The sequence below is a fragment of the Enterobacter sp. RHBSTW-00975 genome (assembly GCF_013615235.1).
Classification (GTDB): Bacteria; Pseudomonadota; Gammaproteobacteria; order Enterobacterales; family Enterobacteriaceae; genus Enterobacter; species Enterobacter ludwigii.
On sequence record NZ_CP055883.1, the window covers coordinates 3,998,047 to 4,021,352 of the forward strand.

At 56.6% G+C, this 23,306-nt stretch carries 22 protein-coding genes; 8 read left to right on the forward strand and 14 right to left on the reverse strand.

Annotated elements, in window-relative coordinates; translation table 11 throughout:
• Positions 1-99: 99 nt before the first annotated feature.
• Positions 100-501 carry a NirD/YgiW/YdeI family stress tolerance protein gene (locus HV340_RS19205; protein ID WP_020883653.1) on the reverse strand — a complete coding sequence of 134 codons (402 nt, stop codon included), beginning with the start codon at positions 499-501 and terminating at the stop codon, positions 100-102.
• 138 nt (positions 502-639) lie between these two features.
• Here HV340_RS19205 and qseB point away from each other — a divergent pair, with 138 nt between their 5' ends.
• From qseB to HV340_RS19225, 4 genes are all read left to right on the forward strand, one after another.
• On the forward strand, positions 640-1,299 hold the full coding sequence (gene qseB, locus HV340_RS19210; RefSeq protein WP_040018828.1) for a quorum sensing response regulator transcription factor QseB: 660 nt from the start codon (positions 640-642) through the stop codon (positions 1,297-1,299).
• Positions 1,296-2,645 carry a quorum sensing histidine kinase QseC gene (gene qseC, locus HV340_RS19215; RefSeq protein ID WP_121339833.1) on the forward strand — a complete coding sequence of 450 codons (1,350 nt, stop codon included), beginning with the start codon at positions 1,296-1,298 and terminating at the stop codon, positions 2,643-2,645. Before qseB ends, qseC begins: the two co-directional genes overlap by 4 nt.
• A 105-nt stretch (positions 2,646-2,750) precedes the next feature.
• Positions 2,751-3,332 (forward strand): NAD(P)H-dependent oxidoreductase, encoded by a 582-nt coding sequence (locus HV340_RS19220; protein WP_014171626.1) that lies wholly within the window; start codon positions 2,751-2,753, stop codon positions 3,330-3,332.
• Between the two features lie 30 nt (positions 3,333-3,362).
• Positions 3,363-3,677, forward strand: a complete 315-nt coding sequence (locus HV340_RS19225; protein WP_014171627.1) for a putative quinol monooxygenase — start codon at positions 3,363-3,365, stop codon at positions 3,675-3,677.
• 58 nt (positions 3,678-3,735) lie between these two features.
• On the opposite strand, the gene HV340_RS19230 is transcribed toward HV340_RS19225, so the two are convergent.
• From HV340_RS19230 to HV340_RS19240, 3 genes are read right to left on the reverse strand one after another with little or no spacing between them, the layout of a single operon-like run.
• Positions 3,736-4,923 carry a glycoside hydrolase family 88 protein gene (locus HV340_RS19230; protein ID WP_032680288.1) on the reverse strand — a complete coding sequence of 396 codons (1,188 nt, stop codon included), beginning with the start codon at positions 4,921-4,923 and terminating at the stop codon, positions 3,736-3,738.
• A gap of 27 nt (positions 4,924-4,950) precedes the next feature.
• On the reverse strand, positions 4,951-6,216 hold the full coding sequence (locus HV340_RS19235; protein ID WP_025203155.1) for an oligosaccharide MFS transporter: 1,266 nt from the start codon (positions 6,214-6,216) through the stop codon (positions 4,951-4,953).
• 32 nt (positions 6,217-6,248) lie between these two features.
• Positions 6,249-8,063 carry a DUF2264 domain-containing protein gene (locus HV340_RS19240; RefSeq protein WP_181216178.1) on the reverse strand — a complete coding sequence of 605 codons (1,815 nt, stop codon included), beginning with the start codon at positions 8,061-8,063 and terminating at the stop codon, positions 6,249-6,251.
• Positions 8,064-8,229: 166 nt separating this feature from the next.
• Here HV340_RS19240 and HV340_RS19245 point away from each other — a divergent pair, with 166 nt between their 5' ends.
• A complete protein-coding gene (locus HV340_RS19245) occupies positions 8,230-9,069 on the forward strand; it encodes an AraC family transcriptional regulator (RefSeq protein ID WP_020883647.1) in 840 nt (279 codons plus the stop codon).
• A gap of 5 nt (positions 9,070-9,074) precedes the next feature.
• Here the strand turns inward: HV340_RS19245 and HV340_RS19250 are convergent, their stop codons facing one another.
• From HV340_RS19250 to HV340_RS19270, 5 genes are read right to left on the reverse strand one after another with little or no spacing between them, the layout of a single operon-like run.
• Positions 9,075-9,962 carry a MurR/RpiR family transcriptional regulator gene (locus tag HV340_RS19250; protein ID WP_014171632.1) on the reverse strand — a complete coding sequence of 296 codons (888 nt, stop codon included), beginning with the start codon at positions 9,960-9,962 and terminating at the stop codon, positions 9,075-9,077.
• Positions 9,959-10,909: an iron-siderophore ABC transporter substrate-binding protein gene (locus tag HV340_RS19255; RefSeq protein ID WP_063925635.1), complete on the reverse strand. Its 951-nt coding sequence runs from the start codon at positions 10,907-10,909 to the stop codon at positions 9,959-9,961. Before HV340_RS19255 ends, HV340_RS19250 begins: the two co-directional genes overlap by 4 nt.
• Positions 10,910-10,918: 9 nt before the next feature.
• Entirely contained in the window at positions 10,919-11,959 is a 1,041-nt protein-coding gene (locus HV340_RS19260; RefSeq protein WP_063925594.1) for an iron ABC transporter permease, read from the reverse strand.
• Positions 11,956-12,939 (reverse strand): iron ABC transporter permease, encoded by a 984-nt coding sequence (locus tag HV340_RS19265; protein WP_063925595.1) that lies wholly within the window; start codon positions 12,937-12,939, stop codon positions 11,956-11,958. Before HV340_RS19265 ends, HV340_RS19260 begins: the two co-directional genes overlap by 4 nt.
• Positions 12,936-13,748 (reverse strand): ABC transporter ATP-binding protein, encoded by an 813-nt coding sequence (locus HV340_RS19270; RefSeq protein WP_014171637.1) that lies wholly within the window; start codon positions 13,746-13,748, stop codon positions 12,936-12,938. The genes HV340_RS19265 and HV340_RS19270 overlap by 4 nt, the downstream gene beginning before the upstream one ends.
• Before the next feature lie 384 nt (positions 13,749-14,132).
• Here HV340_RS19270 and HV340_RS19275 point away from each other — a divergent pair, with 384 nt between their 5' ends.
• The gene (locus HV340_RS19275; RefSeq protein WP_047355865.1) at positions 14,133-16,274 is read left to right on the forward strand and encodes a TonB-dependent siderophore receptor; all 2,142 of its coding nucleotides are present in this window, start codon (positions 14,133-14,135) and stop codon (positions 16,272-16,274) included.
• Between the two features lie 83 nt (positions 16,275-16,357).
• On the opposite strand, the gene parE is transcribed toward HV340_RS19275, so the two are convergent.
• Genes parE through nudF form a run of 5 tightly spaced genes read right to left on the reverse strand, consistent with a single transcriptional unit; the run spans position 16,358 to position 20,766 of the window.
• Positions 16,358-18,250, reverse strand: coding sequence for a DNA topoisomerase IV subunit B (gene parE / locus HV340_RS19280; RefSeq protein WP_020883640.1), 1,893 nt, complete (start codon positions 18,248-18,250; stop codon positions 16,358-16,360).
• A 28-nt stretch (positions 18,251-18,278) separates the two neighbouring features.
• Complete coding sequence (yqiA, locus tag HV340_RS19285; protein WP_025203008.1) at positions 18,279-18,860, reverse strand: esterase YqiA; 582 nt, start codon at positions 18,858-18,860, stop codon at positions 18,279-18,281.
• The gene (cpdA, locus tag HV340_RS19290; RefSeq protein ID WP_014171641.1) at positions 18,860-19,687 is read right to left on the reverse strand and encodes a 3',5'-cyclic-AMP phosphodiesterase; all 828 of its coding nucleotides are present in this window, start codon (positions 19,685-19,687) and stop codon (positions 18,860-18,862) included. Before cpdA ends, yqiA begins: the two co-directional genes overlap by 1 nt.
• Before the next feature lie 27 nt (positions 19,688-19,714).
• Complete coding sequence (locus tag HV340_RS19295; protein ID WP_014833293.1) at positions 19,715-20,137, reverse strand: DUF1249 family protein; 423 nt, start codon at positions 20,135-20,137, stop codon at positions 19,715-19,717.
• Positions 20,134-20,766, reverse strand: coding sequence for an ADP-ribose diphosphatase (gene nudF / locus HV340_RS19300; protein ID WP_014171643.1), 633 nt, complete (start codon positions 20,764-20,766; stop codon positions 20,134-20,136). The genes HV340_RS19295 and nudF overlap by 4 nt, the downstream gene beginning before the upstream one ends.
• 204 nt (positions 20,767-20,970) lie before the next feature.
• On the opposite strand from nudF, the gene tolC reads away from it, so the two are divergent.
• Positions 20,971-22,449, forward strand: coding sequence for an outer membrane channel protein TolC (gene tolC / locus HV340_RS19305; RefSeq protein WP_020883637.1), 1,479 nt, complete (start codon positions 20,971-20,973; stop codon positions 22,447-22,449).
• A 190-nt stretch (positions 22,450-22,639) separates the two neighbouring features.
• The gene (locus tag HV340_RS19310) at positions 22,640-23,305 is read left to right on the forward strand and encodes a DUF1190 family protein (RefSeq protein ID WP_014171645.1); all 666 of its coding nucleotides are present in this window, start codon (positions 22,640-22,642) and stop codon (positions 23,303-23,305) included.
• The last annotated feature ends 1 nt before the right edge of the window (position 23,306 follow it).

Sequence of the window (23,306 nt, forward strand, 5' to 3'; positions counted from 1 at the left end):
CAGAAACCGAAAGGTTTCAGGCAATATTGCCGCAGATACTACCTTATCTGGCGTGTTGAGTCACAAAGAAAAAGGGCCGCATCCGCGGCCCTTTCGGGGTTATTTGTTCAGTTTGATAACCTGCTTCACGTCGATTTCAAAATCGTTCCACTCTTTATCGACTTTACCCTGAATTTCCACCTTATCCTGCGGGGTTACGGTCACGCCGTTCCAGCGCTTGTGGTCAATCTCCACGTTAACCGTACCGGTCTCATCGCGGAAGGTGTAGCGGTCATCAGACAGGCGCTGAGTGATGTTCCCGCGCAGCTTCACCCAGCTGTCGTCCTTCATGTCCTTCACTTTCACCGCGGTGGTGAGGTTCGCGTCATTATCGACAAAACCGCCCGCCTGCGTCTGGGCCTGGGTTTGTGCGGCAGAGGGGCCGTTAAATCCGCCCTGTGCAGCAAAAACAGGGGCAGTGGTCATCATCATGATGGCGGCAATCGCAGCGAATTTTTTCATATTAACTCTCCCTTTAATGTGGTTTCGCAGTCCATTTAACAGGGTAAACCTTAACAACTTCTTAAGGGAAAAATTTATTTATTATTACTGTACAGCAGGCTGATGCAGAGGGTTTACTGACGTTATCAAGGAGGGAACATGCGCATTTTACTGGTTGAAGACGACAAGCTAATCGGCGATGGCATCAAGGCGGGTTTAAGCAAAATGGGCTTTAGCGTGGACTGGTTCACCGACGGAAAAACCGGCCAGACCGCGCTTCATTCCGCTCCGTATGATGCCGTAGTGCTGGATCTGACGCTGCCGGAAATCGACGGACTGGAGATTCTGCGCGCCTGGCGCGAAAGCGGACGCCGCGAGCCGGTATTGATTCTGACGGCGCGGGATGCGTTGAACCAGCGTGTCGAAGGGCTGCGTCTGGGGGCGGATGATTACCTGTGCAAGCCCTTTGCACTGATCGAAGTGGCCGCCCGCCTTGAGGCGCTGGTGCGCCGAAGCCACGGCCAGACCCGCAGCGAGTTGCACCACGGAAAGGTCACGCTCGATCCCACCAGTCTCGTGGCCACGCTGGACGGCGAAACGCTGACGCTCAAGCCGAAAGAGTTCGCCCTGCTGGAGCTGCTGATGCGTAACGCGGGCCGCGTGCTGCCGCGCAAGCTGATCGAGGAAAAGCTCTACACCTGGGACGACGACGTCTCCAGCAACGCCGTTGAAGTCCACGTCCACCATCTTCGTCGTAAACTGGGCAGCGAATTTATCCGCACCGTGCACGGCATCGGCTATACCCTGGGTGACGCATGAAACTGACCCAACGCCTGAGCCTGAAGCTGCGCCTGACGCTCCTCTTTTTAGTGCTGTCGCTGACGGCGTGGTTTGCCGCAAGCCTGGTCGCCTGGCAGCAGACCACCCACACGCTGGATAAGCTGTTCGATACGCAGCAGATGCTGTTTGCCAAACGGCTGTTGACCATGGATCTGGATGAGATCCGGGCCCCCGAACGGATGCGTGAGATCCCCAAAAAAGCGAAGCATGGTCGTCTGGATGACGACGCGCTGGCCTTCGCCATCTACGCCACCGACGGCAAGATGATGTTAAATGACGGCGAAAACGGGCGGGACATTCCGTACCATTATCGCCGCGACGGGTTTGATAATGGCCGGTTACAGGGCGACAACGACGAGTGGCGTTTTTTATGGCTCACCTCACCCGACGGGAAGTACCGCGTGGTGGTCGGCCAGGAGTGGGAGTATCGCCAGGAGATGGCGGTAGATGTGGTCAGCTCCCAGTTGACCCCGTGGCTGGTGGCGCTGCCCCTGATGCTGTTGTTGCTGATCGTTTTGCTGAGCCGGGAACTGAAACCGTTAAAAAAACTGGCGCAGACCCTGCGCTCCCGCTCACCGGATGCCACCGACGCGCTCCCGACTCAGGGGGTTCCCACTGAGGTGCGCCCGCTGCTCGACTCGCTGAACCATCTGTTCACGCGAACCCAGGAGATGATGACCCGCGAGCGTCGTTTTACCTCAGATGCCGCGCACGAGCTACGCAGCCCTCTCGCGGCCCTGAAGGTGCAAACCGACGTGGCGCAACTGTATCAGGACGATCCGCAGGCGCAGCAAAAAGCGCTGGCGCAGCTGCATGCGGGTATCGATCGCGCATCCCGGCTGGTGGATCAGCTCCTTACGCTGTCGCGTCTGGACTCGCTGGATAACCTCGACGATATCGAACCGATCGTGATGGCCGATCTCCTGCAGTCGGCGGTGCTGGATATCTGGCATCCGGCACAGCAGGCCGGGATTGATATTCGTCTGAACATTCATGCCCCACAGGTCACACGTCAGGGCCAGCCGCTGCTGCTGAGCCTGCTGGTGCGTAACCTGCTGGACAACGCCGTGCGTTATAGTCCGCATGGCAGCGTGGTGGACGTCACGCTGGATAGCCGGCGTTTTACCGTGCGTGATACCGGCCCCGGCGTTTCCACCGATGCGCTGGCGCGTATTGGCGAGCGTTTTTATCGCCCACCGGGACAGGATGCAACGGGTAGCGGCCTGGGGTTATCTATCGTCAGGCGCATTGCCGCCCTGCATGGTATGCGCGTCGCGCTGGGCAATGCGGCAGAAGGCGGCTTCGAAGTGAAGGTCAGCTGGTAAGGGATTATTGCGTTTAATGCAAAAGACTTTGCACATTTTGCTCATTTAACCGCATCGCTCGCGCGCGTAGAATCCTCGCCATACTTTCATCTTCGAGGACACCTCATGAGCAACATTCTGATTATCAACGGTGCAAAAGAATTTGCGCACTCTAAAGGCCAACTGAATGACACCCTGACCGAGGTCGCGGACGGTTTTCTGCGCGACGCCGGGCATGATGTTAAGGTCGTGCGCGCGGACAGCGATTACGATGTCAACGCGGAAGTGCAGAACTTCCTGTGGGCTGACGTGATTATCTGGCAGATGCCTGGCTGGTGGATGGGCGCCCCCTGGACCGTGAAAAAATACATGGATGATGTCTTCACCGAAGGCCATGGCGCACTGTACGCCAGCGACGGTCGCACCCGCTCCGACGCATCCAAAAAATACGGTTCTGGCGGCCTGATTCAGGGCAAAAAATATATGCTGTCCCTGACCTGGAACGCACCGCTGGAAGCGTTCACCGAAAAAGATCAGTTCTTTGAAGGGGTGGGCGTTGACGGTGCGTATCTGCCGTTCCACAAAGCTAACCAGTTCCTCGGAATGACGCCGCTGCCAACCTTTATCGTGAACGACGTCATCAAAATGCCTGACGTCCCGCGCTATATCGCAGAATATCGCAAGCATCTCGCGGAAATTTTTGCTTAACTGGTAACCTGGAATTAGAAGGAGTTAACCATGCTTACTGTTATTGCTGAAATCCGTACTCGTCCAGGCCAACATCACCGCCAGGCGGTGCTGGATGAGTTCGTGAAAATTATCCCCACTGTACTGAAGGAAGAAGGCTGCCACGGCTACGCGCCGATGGTCGACGCCACCACCACCGCCAGCTTCCAGGCTACGGCCCCAGACTCGATCATTATGATTGAGCAGTGGGAAACCGTGGCCCATCTTGAAGCCCACCTGCAGACCGCGCACATGAAAGCGTGGAGCGACGCGGTGAAGGGCGATGTGCTGGAAACGCATATCCGCATTCTGGAGCAAGGGGTGTAAGTTTACCCAGTTCCTGATTCCTGCCCTCCCCCTTTCGGGAGAGGGTCAGGGAGGCATATTACCAGTACAACTTCCAGCTTTGGGTAAACCTGACCAGCGCCTCCACGTAGAAGTAGTCCCCCCAGCTCGCGCACTCGTCCACGCCTTTATTGCTTGCCAGATGATAAACGGAGTGCTTCAGCAGCCCAGTTCCCTTCTCATCTTTGCCCATCAGGTAGTGTTTCGTCAGTGACGACATCATTCCTTTTGCCCATTCAGAATACTGCTCGCGATCCGGGTCGGTCACCGGCAGATGCTTCACCAGCTCCAGCAGGCCACATACCGCAATCGCCGCCGAGGATGCGTCGCGTAGCGCATCCGTGCCGACCAGCGCCAGGTCCCAGTGGCAGACGTAATCTTCCGGCAGACGGTTGAGGAAGTAGTTCGCCAGCCGTTTCGACAGGGCAATCATCGTCGCATCACCGGTATAGATGTAGCTCAACAGGAAGCCGTAAATTCCCCACGCCTGCCCGCGTGACCAGCAGGAGTCATCGGCATAGCCTTGCTGAGTATTGCCGTAGCGCGGCGCGCCGGTGTGCACATCCATATAGTAGGTGTGGAACGTTGAGGCATCTTCACGGATAAGGTACCTCGCTGCCTGCATCACGTGTGCTTTAGCAGCATCGGCAAAGCGCGGATCGCCCGTCTGTTCGCTCGCCCAGTAGAGCAGCGGCAGGTTCATATTGCAGTCGATAATCATCCGCCCGGCCTGTTCCGGGTCAGCCAGATCGCCCCACGCCTGAATAATTTTTGCCTTCTCGTGGAAGCGCTCCAGCAGCGCCTCTGCCGCCAGCAGCGAGAAGCCACGCGCCTCACGGTTACCGGTCAGTCGCCAGGCCGCCACGCAGGAGAGCGTATACAAAAAGCCCAGATCATGGGTATTTGTGTCGTGGCGCCCGGCGATACGCAGTCCAAACGAGCGCACATGTTTTTCCGCCATCGCGCGGAATTTCGCTTCGCCGCTCATCTCCCACGCCAGCCACAGCTGCCCGGTCCAGAAGCTGGTGGTCCACTCCACGTTGTCGGTCAGCGGATAAAAACCCTGCTGGCAGGTTTCCGCCGGGAACTGCTCACCAAACGCCGTTAAATGGCGGCTAATCAGCGCGAGGACATGGTCGCGCGCTGAACTCAGTTCATCGCGGAATACGCGCGAATCAACGGGCACGGGGATAGCGGGCAGGCGTTCCTCTGCGATACGACTTAACATATTTCGGTTCCTTCTTTGACGGCTTAATTATCGTGATGAGGGTTCTGCTACGTTCAGCGCGCGGGGGCCGCGCCATTTACTCTGGCAGGCAGATAACGTAAAGGCAGAAATAAACGTGAAGATCAGCGCCGTGGCGCCCATGATGATATAGGTGTTCTCGAAACCAATGCGGTCATACATATAGCCGGCAGGCGACGAGACCACGACATTGCCGACGTACAGCATCGCCTGATATCCCAGCAAATACATGGTGGCGTTAACGCGCTTATCGAAATGTTCGGCAATATATTTAAAGACGGAGACCAGCAGCAGACAAATTTCCAGACCGTACAGCGGCTTAAGAATGGAAATTAACAGATGTGAATCACACAGACCGGAAATAATCAGACGCGCACCGACCACCAGCCCGACAATTAACAGCCCACGTTTGGCACCAATAGCGTTCACCAGCAGCGGGATCACCATATACATGACAAACTCCATTCCCGACTGCACGGTCCCCAGATAACCAAACACCGCATTGCCCTGGTGAATATCATCAAAGAAGGTCACGAAATAGCGCGAAAACTGCTGCTCGGCGATAAACATCATCCACGCCACACCGGCCACGTACAGACAGAAGGCCCAGAATTTACGGTTACGCAGGAGCGCGTAAACGTCTGACGGGGCAATTTTCTCTTTCGTCAGCACTTCGCCGGCATGTGCGGAGTTAGTATTCACTTTCAGGCTCAACAGGACAATCAGCATCACCACCGATGCCACGCTGCCCATAATAAAGTTATACGCTGGCGAGAGATTAAACAGCAGGCCGGAGAAGGAGGACGCCACTGCCCAGCCAAGGGAGCCCCACATCCGGATCTGACCAAACTCCATGCCGTTTAAACGGCTAAACCGGTCAGAATAGGATTCGCACGCCGCCACGCCCGCATACCAGGCAAAGCTTAAATAGAGTGCGCCAATAATAATCCCCAGCAGCGTGTTGGACATTAACAGCGGCTGATAAACATAAATAAAGAACGGCGCCATCAGGGCAGACATTGCCACCACAAAATAGAGCAGGTATTTGCTCATGCCGATCTTATCGAGAATATAGCCATAAATGGGCTTCAGAATGACGGAGAAAATACCGTTCACCGCAAATACGGTACCAATCACCGAACCACTGAGGTTCGCTTTCTGGCCTAACCAGATAGCCAGCAGGCCAATACTGGCAGACCAGGTAAAGAAATAGAGAAATATAAAACTGCTGATTTTGTAATATTCAGTTCTGTTTGTTGTAGCGGTCTTTTTCATATCATCCTCGCCGACGTGTAGGGTCAGAGTTTTTATAATGAGAACGACAGCTGTCGCTCACCGCCGGGCTCGCGGATAACAACCCGGTTCTCGCTAATATTCAGTTGTGGGACTGCCATAACCGGCTGGCTTTCGCCGGCGACGGCGGCACAACAGAGCCAGCTCTCCCCCTGCGCAAGCGTGGTTTTCAACAGCGGAATGGCAGCGCATTCCGGGAACATGATGCTGCTGTTCGGCGGTGTGATGATGCTGTCCGGTTCACGGTTAATCACCGGAGAGAGATCGACCAGCACGCTGGTGCCATTACCGGCGACAAGCCAGCATCCGTTCTCACGGATCTGCGGTTCGGTGTTCATCACCGCAAAACCGCCCTCCGCCGTATTCAGTCGACGGGCGCTGTTGATACGGTGCAGGCGCAGGTGCCACTCACCAAACGGCACTTGCCAGGTTTCGATATGAACGTCATGCCACGGAGACCAGCGTGAGTAGAGATAATCTTCAGTGATCCGCACCGCTTCACATTCGCGGCGCCCGCGGAAATAGTTATCCCCGTCAGCCAGTAGCAGCATGGAGTCGCAGGCGGCATGTTTCAGGCCAAACCGTCCGCGCTCAATCGTGAAACCAAAGCGGCTGGAGTAGGCAAATTTGGTGTATTTGGCTTCCGTATTCACGTAGTTATTCAGCTCAAGCTGCCCGGCGGTAAGCAGGGTGACGTGCTGCGACTGACCGGCATGCATCAGGATCTGCTGTGCATGCGGGATGACGCGTTTTTCCGCAAGCGCGGGCAGCGGCTGCTCTTCAGCCTGCCAGAACGGATGGTCCTCCGGCATCGCCAGAATCAGGTAAGTTTTCAGCGCCCAGTATGGCGAGCCGGGGGCGTTATAGTCCTCACACATCGCCAGGTTCGGATAAGCAAAACCGAGGGTCAGAATGCCGTCCCGATCGGTGATGGGCTGTTGCTGCCACCAGCGCAGATGGCGCAGCACGATGCCCTTCACAATCCCCGGCGTGAACACCTCCAGACCGGAAAAGGCGACGGCACTCCAGAAGGCGACCATTGCAAAGCGATAGGTCAGGCTGCGACCAAACGGTACCGAGGCACCGTCGGCGGCTGACCAATAGATAAAGTCTTCGGCGAACAGGCGCGAACGCGCTCGCAGCACCTGCGTCCTCTCCTCGTCACCACTCAGGGTGGCGTAAATCAGGCCGTAGAAATGGAATGCCATCGAGATGTAATAGTCTTTCGGCCGCCCCGGCCCGTCGGAATACCAGCCATCGCCCAGGTAATAGGCCTCCATCATCGCAAACCGTCGGTCAATCGCCGTCTGGTCATACGGCAGGCCAGCGCGCTTAAAACCGAGCTGCACCATAATGGCAAAGTAGTTCCAGTTGCTGTCCGGCATTTGCGCATGGGCGATCTGGTTGAGCCATGCGTGCAGGTTTATGACCTCGCGCCCGGTAAAGTGCGCGGTGAGTTTATCCCCCAGCAGGGCAAGCCCCAGACCGTAGGCCGCCATTTCGACCAGACGCTGATCGTAGGGGCCGGTTTCGCCCCAGTAACCGTCACTGTGCGGATCGGTGCCGAGTTTGATCGCGGTAAGGTATTTTTCGCAAAAGGGGCTGGCATCACCGGATGCCAGCAGCGGAAACAGCCCCCATAGCGCACGTGAGAGTCCCTCCATCTGCGCGATATCCGTGCTGTAATGCGCACAGGTTTCGCCCAGCGAAAATCGTGAACTGCCCGGCGCAAACGCCTTATCCAGCGCACTCAACAGAGTATTCAGTGACGCCACGATATCCTGGCGTGAAGACAACGGATTTGATTTTTCTTTATTTGCTGCCCACATACGCTCACCCTCGTAATCAACTGCGGCAAAGCATAGTGAATCCACACGGGGCAGAAATGTTAGCCATGTCACAGGTAAGAGCGATGAATAAACCCGCAGTTAAGAAAATTTAAAAAGGTGGTTTATAAAGAGATTCTGACGGGAAAAAGTTGAGTTTTATTGCACTATGCGCGACACGCCAACATCCGATCATCTGGAGCTGATTACCTTAAATGACACCGTGGTGTCGTTTAGCCGCCTGTTCGCCAATACGGTGCGCTATCACCACTGGCATCAGTGTCTGGAAATTCTCTATGTGGAAGAGGGCTTTGGCGTGGCGATTGTCGATAACCGTCATTACACCATGCGCCCCGGGCGGCTGTTTTTCTTCCCACCGTTTACCCTGCATAAGGTGATGGTGGACGAGAAGGCAGAAGCCCTTTACAGGCGCACCATTATTCATCTCGACCAGCATGCCGTACTGAAAACCCTGCGTGATTTTCCGCAGGCTCAGCAGCGTCTACAGAAGCTGTCTCGTCGTGGCGGCGAGGCCTGGGTCGCTGACCTGGCGCATTGCCAGAAGCATATCGATTATCTTCTTGGCTGTTATCAGCCGCCGCTGAACAGCGAAAACATTGCCGGGCTGTTGATTAGCCTGTTTGCCATGCTGCCGGATGATAACGACGGTGCGCCGGGGAGCAGTCAGGGGGTGGCAAGCCAGGTGATGTTCTGGCTGGATGAGCACTATCGGGAGAAATTTCGCCTGGATGCGCTGGCGGCTGAGCTGGGAAAATCACGCAGCTATGTATCGCGAAAATTCCATGCGGAAACAGGCGAGAAGATCCACGACTATCTGAATACGCTACGGCTGCGAAAAGCCTGCGAGTACTTGCTGCACAGTGATGCCAGCGTGCGTGAGATTGCCGCGCGGGTGGGATTTTCCGACGTGACGTGGTTTATCAGCGCCTTTAAAAAAGGGATTGGTGAGACGCCGCTGCAGTACCGGAAAAATCATGGCGCGGCGTGAACCCCTCACCCGCTCTTCTTGCCCGGTTTTAACCCGCGATGAAATTCGTTAATGCGCTTCATCGACCTGATGGTGCGCTGGGGCTCCGTTGACGCTACAGATAAAATAATCATCTCCAGACACAGCAGCACCGTGCCGTGGAGCGGAATTTTTCCCTTTTCACCGCCGCGCGGAACGTGGATCACCACGCTGGCCTCTTTGCTGAAGCGCGAGTCCGTAGCATTGGTCAGCAATATCGTGGGAATACCCAGCCGTTTCGCTTCACGCAGCGTGGTTTGTCCTTCCCGGTGGGCCGATTTTTGCGCCATCATCACCAGCACGTCGCCGCGCTGTAAGGCAATCAATTGCTCTGCCAGACCAATGCCGGTGCGGTTGAGTGCAATAGCGGGCAGGCCGATACGGCTGAACAGCCGGGAAGTGTACTCGGCCAGAATGCCGGAAGCCCCAATCCCAAAGATCGCGACCTGACGTGCCTGCGCCAGCAACGACACCGCCTGCGCCATTGCGTAGCGGTTGTGCGGCTCGGATAGCACGTCACAGGTATGCTGATGCCCTTCCAGCACAAAATCGATGCTCGCGTTCACGTCGCTGGTGAGCGTATTCACCGTGGTGGACATTTTTTCGCTGGAGGAGACCACCGGCCCAAACCACTGCTCCAGAGTCTGCTTCAGGTCACGCAGCCCGGCAAAGCCAAGAGCCTGAATGGCGCGTACCACCGTAGCGTCCGAGGTTTTCAGCAACGCGGCAATCTCCATCGCCGTCTGCTCCATCACCGCTTCGCGGTTTTCATTGATGTAACGCGCAACCTGCAGCAGGCGCGGCGTGAGCTGGTGCCCCCGCGAGCGAAAGCGGTCGCCATAGACATCAACCCGGGCTTTGTCTTTTCTGATCACTGTGACGCCTCCGGCAGCGGTCGGCCGGCAATCTGCGACTGCACCTGGGCGGCCATCAGGCCTAAGGAGGCAAAGGAGTTCGAGATGGCCTCTTCACGGGAGATCAGTATGTAGTGGCCGGTGCGACAGGCATTGAGGAACTGACACCAGCCAGGCATCACGGCATCCATCGCTGCCAGCTCATCCTGCGGTTTGCCGCCGGTATCCCCGCGCCAGGTGGCAAAGACAAAATCTGCATCCAGCTCGGGCAGACGCTCGGCGCTGACGTCAATTCGACCGCCGTCAGGGATGGACTCAATCAGCGGCGGGAATGTGAATCCTGCGTCACGCAGCACGCGCCCCAGCGAGTGGTAGCTGTGCATGGCGTTGATTTTGCCCTGGTTGGCCTGTATCACCGACACGGTGATGTTGCGGGTGTCGATGGTCGCTTTCAGGGCGTTAATCTGCTCCTGATAGCGATGTTCAAGGATCTTCAACCGGGCTTCGGTGCCCGTGAGCTGTGCCAGCTTGCGGTAGATCTCCGGCGCGCCGCCATCGAGATGATCGATACTCACCGTCGGGGCAATTTTCTCCAGCTGTTCAACCGGCGTGTTACGGGTCGGTTCGGTGATGATCAAATCCGGCTTTGCAGCGGCGATGGCCTCGATGTCGATATCCGCGGAGCCGATAAATTTGATGTCGGCGTTATCAAAATCAACGCCCGTCAGCATGCCGCTGGCGCGCAGAAAATGGCTACCGTCCGGCCGCGTGCGCCCGTGGCTTGCCACTGGCGGCACGCCGAGCTCAATCAGCGGAATGGTGATATCCAGATCGTGCAGCGAGACAATCCGCTTCGGGTGAAGGGGCACAGTCACCTTGCGGTTCAGATCGTCGGTAAACGTCTGCGTCGGCTCCGCCGCACTCACGGTAAACCCCACCAGCAACAACATCGAAAAAAGTATACGCATCATCATCCCCTAAAATCTGTCCCGTCGCTGCCAGAGCAGCAACAGGAAAAACGGTCCGCCAATCAATGAAATGACTACGCCTGCCGGCAGCTGCAGCGGCAGGAAAGCCAGACGTCCGACGTTATCTGCCAGCAGAACCAGCAACGCACCCAGCACGGCACTTCCCGCCAGCAGCGCGGTTTGTCCGCCGCACAGCAGCAGGCGTGCCATATGTGGCGCAATCAGTCCCACAAAACCGATACTGCCCACGCAGGAGACGCAGGCCGCGGTCAGCACCACCGGGGCAAGCACGCGCAGCAGCGCCAGCCGTGAGGTGTGTACGCCAAGCCCCGTTGCGGTGGGGTTGCCCATCAGGGCCACGTCTGCGGCGCGCGCGGTCAACAGCAATAGCGCAAATGCCGGCAGCGTCCAGGCTGCCGCAATGCCTACCAGCGTCCAGTTTGCTGCATGCAGGCTTCCCGCCAGCCACAGCATCGCCGTCTGCACGTCACGCACGTCGGCGGTGGTCATAAAGACCCCCATTGCCGCGGCAAACGCCCAGGAAACACCGATCCCCGTCAGGATAAATCGCGGCCGCGAAATATCGCGCGCCAGCGCCACCACCAGCAGCGCGGTGAGTATGCCCCCCGCCATTCCCGCCAGCGGTCGCCAGGCCAGGCTGAGCGCCGGGAACTGAAAAATCAGGACCAGCACCGCCGCGCTACATCCCTCTTTCACGCCGATAAGCCCCGGGTCGGCAAGGCCATTACGAGTGACAGACTGCATCGCTGCCCCCGCCATGCCGAGCATGGCACCGCATAACACCGCCATCAGCAGACGCGGCAGGCGGATATCCATCACGATGTAGCGCGTATCCGCCTCCAGACTTTGCGGATACAGCAGCGCCCGTCCGATGGCCGACGTCGGGATCGGCAGCGAGCCGTGCATCAGGCCAAACCCGAGCAGGATAAAGGCCGCGAGCGAAATCAACGCAAGGCAGGCCAGCGCCCTCGGGCGTACCAGCGTTGAAAAGGTGCCAATACGCAACGCGCGCAGTCCGGCCCGGCTCATTTGAACGCCCTCGAGGCCATAAAGATAAAGACGGGAGCACCGACCAGCGCGGTCATAATGCCGGTCGCCAGTTCATAAGGGGTAAACAGCGTGCGGGCGGCGAGATCCGCCAGCAGCAAAACCAACCCTCCACACAGGGCTGAAAGCGGCACCATCACGCGCAGATCCACCGTCACCAGACGCCGTATCAGCTGCGGCACCACGAGGCCAATAAAACCAATCGGCCCGGCAACGGAGACTGCCGCGCCACACAGCAGCGCAATTGAAAGCAGCGCGAACAGGCGCGTTCGGAGAAGCGATACGCCAAGCCCCTGGGCCATCCGGTCACCCAGTGCCAGCATATTGAGTGACCGCGACAGCCAGAGCGCAAGGGCGAAACCCGCGCCAGCGGCCCACGAAGCGCTGCGAAGCGTTCCTTCTGTTATCCCGGCCAAATCCCCCGCCAGCCAGGTGCGTAAGGCGAGAAGCGTCTGCTCATCAAGGATCAGGACCGTGGCGGTAATCGAGGAGGCGAACGCCGACATCGCCACCCCGCACAAGGTGACTTTCATCGGCGTCAACCCGGTGCGTCCCGAAGAGGAGAGCATCAGTACCAGCAGAAAGAGTGCGGCGGCGCCGGCGGCGGCAATCAACGGGCGACCAAACGGCAGGGTGAACCCGAGTGCACTTGTCAGCACGACGGCTAGCGCGGCGCCGGCATTCAGCCCCAGAATATGTGGCTCACCCAGCGGGTTACGGATAACGGACTGCAGCAAGACGCCTGCCACGCCAAGTGCAGCGCCGGTCAGCATGGCCGCAAGGAGGCGTAACAGGCGCAGCCTGATAATGATGTTATGGTCGAAATTGCGCGGGTCGAAATCGACAAAAGCCTGCACGACCGTCAGGGGAGAAATAACGCGTGCGCCCGTGCCCAGATGTGCAATTGCGCCCATCACCAGCAGCAGCGCAAAAAGCAGAAAAGCCAGTGACGTTCGTATCATGATTTTTCTGCGACCTGGCGAAACGGCATGAAGAACGGTTTGCCGGTGAGCGGATTAACTGACATATGTACGTCAACCTCAAACACCGCTTTGATCAGTTCCGGCGTACAGGTATCGCCCTCGTGAAGCACACCCTCTACTTTCCCCTGGCGTAAAAAGACCAGGGAATCACCGTAGTTCACCGCGAAGTTAAGATCGTGCAGCACCACCACGACGGTGCGCCCGTGCTGGCGGGTCAGCGTATGCAGCAGTTCAAGGATTTCCACCTGATAGCGGAGGTCAAGAAACGTTGTCGGCTCGTCGAGCAGGATATAGGGCGTTTGCTGCGCCAGCGCCATCGCAATCCAGCAGCGCTGACGCTGGCCGCCGGAAAGGCTTTCCACCGGCAAATGGGCAAACTCCGCCGTACCGGTCAGGCGCAGTGCCTCTTCCACGGCCTGCTCGTCTTCGTCACTCCACTGGCGCATAAAATTTTGCCAGGGGAAACGCCCGCGCGAAACCAGCTCAAACACGGTTAACCCTTCCGGCAACAGCGGTGACTGCGGCAGAATGCCCAGCTGACGGGCGACCGCTTTGGTTGGCTGTTGATGAATGGCTTTGCCATCCAGCAGCGCAGCTCCCCCGAGCGGTTGCAGCAAACGTGCGATCGTGCTCAGTAGCGTGGATTTTCCACAGCCGTTCGCGCCCACCAGAACGGTTATTTTCTGTGGGGGGATCGCAAGCGAGATCTCATCGACGATGATTTTTTTCTGATAGCCAGCAGAGAGGTTCTCAAGAACCAGCCCTGACTTATTCGTGTTGTGAGCCACGTGAACGCCAACTTAATAAAAAACTAACAAATAAAAATAAAACTCATTCTCTTTTGAGAGTTTGCCGCTGCGCCATGTAGTAGTCAAGAGAAGAAACACCCTTAAAACCCCAGGGTTATCGTGCAGGAACGGGAAAACCGCTAAACGAATTAATTAATTTATTTTCAACAAGTTAATTGCTTACCACGCTAAGTATCAGAGGGGGCGTACTGCTGTAGTCGATTTTTGCTTTTTTCCATTTACTACTACATCAGCGCATGATTGAATGATTCTCAATTACATGTTCGATGCCAGCGATGGCTAACGAGCAGACCGTAAAGGGCAATGACTCACACATTCTTCCGTGAAGCTTCATTCGCGGGATATTTCGGGAAAACAGATGTAATGGCTACGTTCACTCCTTCACTCTCTGGGGTAAAAGGGCGCGCGCTCTTTTCACTGCTGTTTATGGCGCCGCTGGTGCAGGCAGCAGACAACACCGCGGCTCAGGACGGCGAAACGCTTACCGTCACCGCCGATCCTAATGCCGTGGCCGATGCCACCAACGGCTATCAGCCGCTGAACACCTCCACCGCCACACTGACCAATATGCCGATGCTGGATATCCCGCAGGTGGTAAATACTGTCAGCGATAAAGTGCTGGAAGATCAGCACGCTACCACGCTGGATGAAGCCCTCTATAACGTCAGTAACGTGGTGCAGACCAACACGCTGGGCGGCACGCAGGATGCGTTTGTACGCCGTGGATTTGGCGCGAACCGCGACGGCTCAATCATGACCAACGGCCTGCGCACCGTGCTGCCGCGCAGCTTTAACGCAGCCACCGAGCGTGTGGAAGTCCTCAAGGGACCGGCCTCAACGCTGTACGGCATCCTCGATCCGGGAGGGCTTATCAATGTGGTCACCCGACGTCCGGAAAAACAGTTTGGCGGTTCGATCTCGGGCACCTCCTCAAGTTTTGGCGGCGGTACCGGCCAGCTCGATGTCACAGGTCCCATTGAAGGAACGCGCCTGGCTTACCGCCTGACGGGCGAGTACCAGGACGAAGATTACTGGCGAAGTTTCGGCAAGGCGCGCAGCACCTTTATCGCGCCCTCGCTGACCTGGTTTGGTGATGACGCCACCGTGACCGTGCTCTATTCACATCGTGATTATAAGACGCCGTTCGATCGCGGTACGATCTTCGATCTCACGACCAAACAGCCGGTGAATGTTGACCGTAAAACCCGGTTTGACGAGCCGTTCAACATTACCGATGGCCAGTCCGATCTGGCGCAACTCAACGCGGAATACCGCCTTAACAGCCAGTGGACGGCGAAGTTCGATTACAGCTACAGCCAGGATAAATACAGCGATAACCAGGCGCGGGTGATGGCCTATGACGCGAAAACCGGCAACCTGACCCGTCGTGTCGATGCGACGCAAGGATCAACGCAGCGCATGCATTCCACCCGTGCAGACCTGCAGGGGAACGTGGATATCGCGGGATTTTACAATGAGATCCTGACCGGCGTGTCGTATGAGAATTACGACCTGCTGCGCACGGATATGATTCGCTGTAAGAATGTAAAAGATTTCAATATTTACCATCCGTCTTACGGCAATCTGAGCAAGTGTACGACCGTTTCCGCCGCGGACAGCGATCAGACGCTCAAACAGGAGAGTTACTCCGCTTATGCTCAGGACGCCCTGTACCTGACGGATAAATGGATTGCCGTCGCGGGGCTGCGTTATCAGTATTACACCCAGTACGCGGGCAAGGGCCGGCCGTTCAACGTCAATACCGACAGCCGCGACGAGCAGTGGACGCCAAAGCTGGGGCTGGTCTACAAGCTCACGCCATCCGTCTCGCTGTTTGCTAACTACGCCCAGACGTTTATGCCGCAATCGTCCATCGCGAGCTACATTGGCGACCTGCCGCCAGAAACGTCCAATGCCTACGAAGTCGGCGCTAAATTTGACCTGTTCAACGGCATTACCGCCAACATCGCGTTGTTTGATATCCACAAGCGCAACGTGCTGTACACCGAAAGCGTGGCGGGTGAAAACATTGCTAAAACCGCTGGCCGCGTGCGCTCGCAGGGCGTGGAAGTGGATCTGGCAGGCTCTCTGACCGAGAACACCAATATTATTGCCAGCTATGGCTACACCGACGCGAAAGTGCTGGAAGACCCGGATTATGCCGGCAAACCGCTGCCAAACGTGCCGCGCCATACCGGTTCGCTGTTCCTGACGTACGATATTCACAACGTCATCGGCGGGAATACCCTGACAATCGGCGGCGGTGGACACGGCGTGAGCCGTCGCTCCGCGACCAACGGTGCGGATTATTATTTGCCAGGGTACGTTGTTGCTGATGCCTTTGCGGCCTATAAAATGAAGCTACAGTATCCGGTGACGCTGCAGGTCAACGTGAAGAACCTGTTTGATAAGACCTACTACACCTCGTCGATTGCGACCAATAACCTCGGCAACCAGCCAGGCGATCCACGTGAAGTGCAGTTTACGGTGAAGATGGAATTTTGATGTAAAAAAGCCCGGTGGCGCTAGCGCCTACCGGGCCTTCGTTCCATCCCCTCTCCCGGTGGGAGAGGAGTAAAGAGAGGGCATCAGGCCTCAATATCCGCCATATCGCCTTTTTCCTGCAGCCAGTTGCGTCGGTCTTCCGAACGCTTCTTAGCAAGCAGCATATCCATCATGGCGTTGGTTTGCTGTTCGTCTTCGTCGCTGATGGTCAATTGCACCAGGCGGCGGGTGTTTGGATCCAGCGTGGTTTCGCGCAACTGCATCGGGTTCATCTCGCCCAGCCCTTTAAAGCGCTGCACGTTCGGTTTGCCCTTCTTACGCTTGAGCTGTTCCAGTACGCCCGCTTTTTCCTCTTCCGTCAGCGCGTAGTAGACCTCTTTGCCGAGGTCGATACGGTAGAGCGGCGGCAGCGCCACGTGGACGTGACCGTTTTTCACCAGCGTCCTGAAGTGCTTCACAAACAGCGCGCACAGCAGCGTAGCGATGTGCAGACCATCGGAGTCCGCATCCGCGAGGATACAGATCTTACCGTAGCGCAGCTGGCTCAGATCGTCGCTGTCCGGATCGATGCCGATCGCAACGGAGATATCATGCACTTCCTGCGAGGCCAGCACTTCATCCGACGACACTTCCCAGGTGTTCAGGATCTTACCCTTGAGCGGCATGATCGCCTGATATTCACGATCGCGCGCCTGCTTGGCAGAGCCCCCTGCCGAGTCCCCTTCCACGAGGAACAGCTCGGTGCGGTTCAGATCCTGCGCGGTACAGTCCGCCAGCTTGCCCGGAAGCGCCGGGCCACTGGTCAGTTTTTTACGCACCACCTTCTTGGCGGCACGCAGACGACGCTGGGCGCTGGAAATGGCCATTTCTGCCAGCATCTCGGCGGCCTGCACGTTCTGGTTCAGCCACAGGGTGAAAGCATCTTTGACCACGCCGGAGACGAACGCCGCACACTGACGTGAGGACAAACGTTCTTTGGTCTGACCGGCGAACTGTGGATCCTGCATCTTCACCGACAGAACGTAGGCGCAGCGATCCCAGATATCTTCCGCCGACAGCTTCACGCCGCGGGGCAGAATGTTGCGGTATTCGCAGAACTCGCGCATTGCATCCAGCAGCCCCTGACGCAGACCGTTGACGTGCGTACCGCCAAGCATGGTCGGGATCAGGTTGACGTAGCTTTCGGTCAGCAGCTCGCCGCCTTCCGGCAGCCACAACAGCGCCCAGTCCACCGCTTCCGTATCACCGGTGAAATTACCGACAAACGGTTTTTCCGGCAGGGTTGGCAGGCCGTTAACGGCTTCGCACAGATAGTCGTTTAGACCGTCTTCATAGCGCCAGGTCTGTTCGGTGTTGTTGACGTTATCTTTAAAGGTAATTTCTACGCCAGGGCACAGTACCGCTTTGGCTTTCAGCAGGTGCGTCAGGCGTGAAACAGAGAAACGAGGGCTGTCGAAGAAGCTTTCGTCAGGCCAGAAGTGGACGCTGGTCCCGGTATTGCGCTTGCCGCACGTGCCGACGACCTGCAGATCCTGCACCTTCTCGCCGTTTTCAAAGGCGATGTTATACACCTGACCGTCGCGGCGGACGTTGACTTCCACGCGTCTCGACAGGGCGTTAACCACGGAGATCCCCACGCCGTGCAAACCACCCGAGAACTGGTAGTTTTTGTTGGAGAACTTACCGCCCGCATGAAGACGACAGAGGATCAGCTCAACGGCTGGCACACCCTCTTCCGGGTGGATATCCACCGGCATGCCGCGTCCGTCGTCGATGACCTCCAGCGACTGATCGGCATGGAGGATGACGTCAACGCGTTTGGCATGGCCAGCCAGCGCTTCATCCACACTGTTATCAATAACTTCCTGGCCCAGATGGTTTGGGCGTGTCGTATCGGTGTACATCCCAGGGCGGCGGCGAACCGGCTCAAGCCCGGTGAGTACCTCAATGGCATCAGCGTTATAGGTTTGCGTCATGATTTAAACTAGCAGTTCGCATTGATTGTCAGTGGCTGTGCAGTCCAAGAAAATCGACAATCTGGGTGAAATGATTCTCAAAGCCCGTGAAAGCATGGTTTCCGCCTTCTTCTATAGTCTGGCGGCAGGATGCGTAATACGCCACTGCCTGGCGGTAATCCAGCACTTCATCACCCGTCTGTTGCAGCAACCAGATAAGATCGGGCGCTTCAAGCGGGTCTACCTGCATAACTTTGAGATCGTAAATATGGCGTGACTCTAGCACATATTGTTGGCCGGTGTAGGGGTTCTCGTTTTGCCCGAGAAAGTCCCGCAGCAGCTCAAATGGCCGAACCGCCGGGTTAACCACCACCGCGGGCAGCATAAAACATTGCGAGAGCCAGGTGGCGTAATATCCGCCCAGCGAAGAACCGACCACGCCGAACGATTCGCCGCCGTGTTCCATCACAACCGATTCCAGCATTTCTGCGGCTTCCGCCGGGTAAGGCGGCAGTTGAGGGATAATCATCTCAACGTGCGGGTGATGTTCGCTCAGCCACTGGCGAAACTGCGTCGCTTTCGCGGAGCGCGGCGAACTGTTGAATCCGTGCAGATAGAGGAGCGTAGACATCAATAGCCTTCTGAAGCGGTGTCCGGGCGGAATTTTGCGCCGGTTAAACGGCAGACTTCCGTGGTGAGCAGGCCATCGGGATGCAGTTCGAGCCAGCGCCAGCCCGGTGCGATGGTGTCCAGGGTAAAGTTTGCGCAATGCGGCTTGAACTGAACGCAGGTCGAGGGCGTGGCCAGCAGCCGGCGGCCATTCCAGTCGAGATCCTGTTCCTGATGAATGTGTCCGCACAGGAGATTCTGCACCCGCGGGAATTTCGCCAGCACTCTGTCCAGCGCGGCAGAGTTGCGCAGGCTGTGTTGATCAAGCCAGCTACAGCCCGCCGGCAAAGGATGATGATGCAGCAACAGCAGCGTATGACGTTCAGGTTCGGCAGACAGTTTGGTTTCAAGCCAGTCGAGTTGAAAGTCGCTTAACTCACCGTGTGGGACGCCAAAGACCTGGCTGTCCAACAGCAGGATCTGCCAGTGGTCACCCACAAAAACACATTTTGCCGGAGAGATCCCCGCATCCTGCAGCGAGCTGTACATGGCAGGCTGGAAATCGTGATTTCCCGGTAGCCAGACGCAAGGCACGCTAAAACTCGCGATGCCTTCAGCGAAATGCTGGTAGGCCGCGGAGGATTGGTCCTGCGCCAGATCGCCCGTCGCGACAATCAGATCGCATGGGCGATTTTCAGCGTGAATGGCGCTAAGTACCGCCTGATAGCTCTCCCAGGTATTCACCCCAAGCAGAGTTTCATGCTTTTCGGCAAAAAGGTGGGTATCGGTGATTTGTAATATCCTGACTGGTGCCCCACCAGCAACAGTCAGGTTCAACAGGCTTTCCAAATGGTGTCCTTAGGTAGGTTTATGACGCTAACAAACCGGAATCGCCATTGCTCCATGTGCTAAACAATATCTTAGCCAGTCGGCTAAAAACTGGTTAATTTGATGCTTTTCGTCGCGTTGATGCAACTTTTTATTCGGATAATCATACCGCGCTTTGAAGCGAAAGATCTGCTGGCTTGAACACACTTCAGCGACCATCGCGTCATGGTAAAGGCGCACCGTCATCGACGGCAGGCTCCAGTAGCTAATGCTGGGCGCCGTTTGTTCAATTTCGACAAGCGTAGTGTAGCGCGTTGATTCTGTTATCGTTAATCGATACTGCGCGTTGCTCACCTGATAGCTCACCGTTTCGCCGGGTGCGTCGTTTTTCGGCAGCAGGCGGCGCAATTGTGCGAAATTGGTTTCGCACAGGCGCATCATTTCTGGGAAGTCAGGTGTATAACGCTTCATTTTTTCCACTCGTTTCGTAAAGTCTGATAATGCAGTTGCAGCCATTGCAGAGCGATGACAGACGCTGCGTTGTCGATTTTCCCCTCTTCTACCCACTGATAAGCCTGCTCCCGACTCACCACATGAACCCGAATATCTTCGTTTTCATCTGCCAGACCGTGGATCCCTTCCGCCGTCGTGGCGTCCACTTCGCCCACCATAATGGACAAGCGCTCGCTGGTGCCGCCTGGGCTTGCCAGATAACTCAGCACCGGTTTTGTCCGGCCAACCACCAGCCCCGCCTCTTCCAGCGCCTCGCGGCGGGCAACGTCTTCGACCGATTCACCCTCTTCAATCATGCCGGCCACCATCTCCAGCAGCCAGGGGCTGGCGCTGACGTCATACGCGGCAATGCGGATCTGCTCCACCAGCACGACTTCATCACGCACTGGGTCAAAGGGTAGCAAGACTGCCGCATGCCCGCGCTCAAAAATTTCGCGTCTGATTTCACCGCTCATTTCGCCGTTAAACAGGCGATGCCTGAAACGGTAAAGTTCCATTGAAAAAAAACCGCTATAAAGCGTTTCTCGTGCAATAATTTCTACATCGTTTTTCGCGAATGTCACGGGCAAGTTTTCTGGTTTTTGCATGAGTCGAGTCCTGGTAGCAATGGTGATGAAATTATGAATTTCAAGGCTGTTTGGCTGCCGTTTGTAAGGCTATATGGTAGATTGGTGCAAATTACCGCCAGATGGCACGTAACGCCAACCTTTTGGTATGGAAGATTCTGTTAGAATCGGCAATTATTTTTTAATTAGATCAGCGCTAATACTGCTTCACAACAAGGAATGCAAATGAAGAAATTGCTCCCCATCCTTATCGGCCTGAGCCTGACGGGCTTCAGTGCAATGAGCCAGGCGGAAAACCTGTTACAGGTCTACCAGCAGGCACGTCTGGGCAACCCTGATTTACGTAAATCAGCGGCCGATCGTGATGCTGCGTTTGAAAAGATTAACGAAGCGCGTAGCCCATTGCTGCCACAGTTAGGTTTAGGTGCAGATTATACCTACAGCAATGGTTTCCGCGACGCCAATGGCGTTAACTCCAATGCTACCAGCGCCTCACTGCAATTAACACAGACGCTGTTTGATATGTCCAAATGGCGCGCCCTGACCCTGCAGGAAAAGAGCGCGGGCATCCAGGATGTGACGTATCAGACCGATCAGCAAACGCTGATCCTGAACACCGCCACCGCATACTTCAACGTGCTGAGCGCAATTGACTCGCTCTCCTACACCGAAGCGCAGAAACAGGCGATTTACCGCCAGTTAGATCAAACCACCCAGCGTTTCAACGTGGGTCTGGTGGCAATCACTGACGTTCAGAACGCCCGTTCACAATACGATAGCGTCCTGGCCAACGAAGTGACCGCACGTAACAACCTCGATAACGCGCTGGAATCCCTGCGTCAGGTTACCGGGAATTACTACCCTGAGCTGGCGTCTCTGAACGTCGACAGCTTCAAAACGGATAAACCGCAGGCCGTTAACGCCCTGCTGAAAGAAGCGGAAAACCGCAACCTGACGTTACTGCAGGCGCGTCTGAGCCAGGATTTGGCCCGCGAGCAAATCCGTCAGGCACAGGACGGCCACCTGCCGACCCTGAGCCTGAGCGCGTCTACCGGCGTGTCTGATACCACTTACAGCGGTTCTAAAACGAACACCTCCCAGTACGACGACAGCAACATGGGTCAGAACAAAGTGGGTCTGAACTTCTCGCTGCCACTGTACCAGGGCGGCCAGGTGACCTCTCAGGTGAAACAGGCGCAGTACAACTTTGTTGGCGCGAGCGAACAGCTGGAAAGTGCCCACCGCAACGTGGTACAGACCGTTCGTTCGTCCTTCAACAACGTGAATGCCTCTATCAGCAGCATCAACGCCTATAAACAGGCCGTTGTGTCTGCGCAGAGCTCTCTTGATGCCATGGAAGCGGGTTACTCCGTGGGTACGCGTACCATCGTTGACGTCCTGGACGCAACGACCACGCTGTACAACGCGAAACAGCAGCTCTCCAGCGCACGTTATCAGTACCTGATTAACCAGCTGAACATCAAACAGGCGCTGGGTACGTTGAACGAGCAGGATCTGCAGATGCTGAACAGCACCCTGGGTAAACCTGTCTCTACTTCTCCGGAAAATGTTGCGCCAGAGAACCCTGAGCAGGTTGCCGCCGTTGATAACTTCAACGGTAACGGCGCTGCACCTGCCGCACAGCCAGCTGCCGCACGTACGACTGCCCCCGCCAGCAGCGGTAACAATCCGTTCCGCAATTAAGCATGTCATCGGGCCCATTGCGGCCTGATGCCTTCGCTATACCCCTCTCCTTTCGGGAGAGGGCGTACGTAAATCACACCTGAACGTAAGCCAACGTAAAGATCCCCCTCATTCCGGCCATCATCGCTTCATTTTCAACCACTCATCCTCTATCCTGAGCGTTATTACCACTGGGTCCAGGAAGACAACGATGAAACGGACAAAATCTATCAATCACGCTTCGTTCCGCAAAAGCTGGAACGCGCGTCATCTCACCCCTGTTGCGCTGGCCGTCACGGCTGTCTTTATGCTGGCAGGCTGTGAGAAAAGCGATGAAACAGTTTCGCTTTATCAAAACGCGGACGACTGCTCTGCTGCAACCGGCAACGCCGCAGAGTGTAAAACGGCGTATACCAACGCCCTGAAAGAGGCGGAACGTACTGCGCCGAAATATGCTTCACGTGAAGACTGCGTGGCAGAGTTCGGTGAAGGTCAGTGTCAGCAGGCACCGGCTCAGGCAGGCACGGCCCCTGAAAACCAGGCACAGGCCCAGTCCAGCGGCAGTTTCTGGATGCCGCTGATGGCAGGTTACATGATGGGCCGCCTGATGAGTGGTGGTGCGGGTTACCAGCAGCAGCCGCTGTTTAGCTCGAAAAACCCGGCCAGCCCGGCTTATGGTCAATATACCGATGCCAGCGGCAAAGGCTATGGCGCAGCCACCCCTGGCCGCTCCGTAACCGTACCGAAAACGGCGATGGCTCCGAAACCCGCGACCACCAGCACCATTACCCGTGGCGGGTTCGGTGAGTCTGTGGCGAAACAGACCAGCATGCAGCGTAGCGCGTCAGGCACGTCCACTCGCTCAATGGGCGGCTGAT

Excerpts from the sequence above, each read along its gene's own strand:
- HV340_RS19275 (WP_047355865.1), top strand. The coding sequence starts at position 14,133 with ATGGCTACGTTCACTCCTTCACTCTCTGGGGTAAAAGGGCGCGCGCTC.
- nudF (WP_014171643.1), bottom strand. The coding sequence starts at position 20,766 with ATGCAAAAACCAGAAAACTTGCCCGTGACATTCGCGAAAAACGATGTA.
- HV340_RS19265 (WP_063925595.1), bottom strand. The coding sequence starts at position 12,939 with ATGATACGAACGTCACTGGCTTTTCTGCTTTTTGCGCTGCTGCTGGTG.
- HV340_RS19310 (WP_014171645.1), top strand. The coding sequence starts at position 22,640 with ATGAAACGGACAAAATCTATCAATCACGCTTCGTTCCGCAAAAGCTGG.
- yqiA (WP_025203008.1), bottom strand. The coding sequence starts at position 18,860 with ATGTCTACGCTCCTCTATCTGCACGGATTCAACAGTTCGCCGCGCTCC.
- HV340_RS19225 (WP_014171627.1), top strand. The coding sequence starts at position 3,363 with ATGCTTACTGTTATTGCTGAAATCCGTACTCGTCCAGGCCAACATCAC.
- HV340_RS19205 (WP_020883653.1), bottom strand. The coding sequence starts at position 501 with ATGAAAAAATTCGCTGCGATTGCCGCCATCATGATGATGACCACTGCC.
- qseC (WP_121339833.1), top strand. The coding sequence starts at position 1,296 with ATGAAACTGACCCAACGCCTGAGCCTGAAGCTGCGCCTGACGCTCCTC.
- HV340_RS19260 (WP_063925594.1), bottom strand. The coding sequence starts at position 11,959 with ATGAGCCGGGCCGGACTGCGCGCGTTGCGTATTGGCACCTTTTCAACG.
- qseB (WP_040018828.1), top strand. The coding sequence starts at position 640 with ATGCGCATTTTACTGGTTGAAGACGACAAGCTAATCGGCGATGGCATC.
- HV340_RS19235 (WP_025203155.1), bottom strand. The coding sequence starts at position 6,216 with ATGAAAAAGACCGCTACAACAAACAGAACTGAATATTACAAAATCAGC.
- parE (WP_020883640.1), bottom strand. The coding sequence starts at position 18,250 with ATGACGCAAACCTATAACGCTGATGCCATTGAGGTACTCACCGGGCTT.
- HV340_RS19245 (WP_020883647.1), top strand. The coding sequence starts at position 8,230 with ATGCGCGACACGCCAACATCCGATCATCTGGAGCTGATTACCTTAAAT.
- tolC (WP_020883637.1), top strand. The coding sequence starts at position 20,971 with ATGAAGAAATTGCTCCCCATCCTTATCGGCCTGAGCCTGACGGGCTTC.
- HV340_RS19295 (WP_014833293.1), bottom strand. The coding sequence starts at position 20,137 with ATGAAGCGTTATACACCTGACTTCCCAGAAATGATGCGCCTGTGCGAA.
- HV340_RS19240 (WP_181216178.1), bottom strand. The coding sequence starts at position 8,063 with ATGTGGGCAGCAAATAAAGAAAAATCAAATCCGTTGTCTTCACGCCAG.
- HV340_RS19255 (WP_063925635.1), bottom strand. The coding sequence starts at position 10,909 with ATGCGTATACTTTTTTCGATGTTGTTGCTGGTGGGGTTTACCGTGAGT.
- HV340_RS19230 (WP_032680288.1), bottom strand. The coding sequence starts at position 4,923 with ATGTTAAGTCGTATCGCAGAGGAACGCCTGCCCGCTATCCCCGTGCCC.
- HV340_RS19220 (WP_014171626.1), top strand. The coding sequence starts at position 2,751 with ATGAGCAACATTCTGATTATCAACGGTGCAAAAGAATTTGCGCACTCT.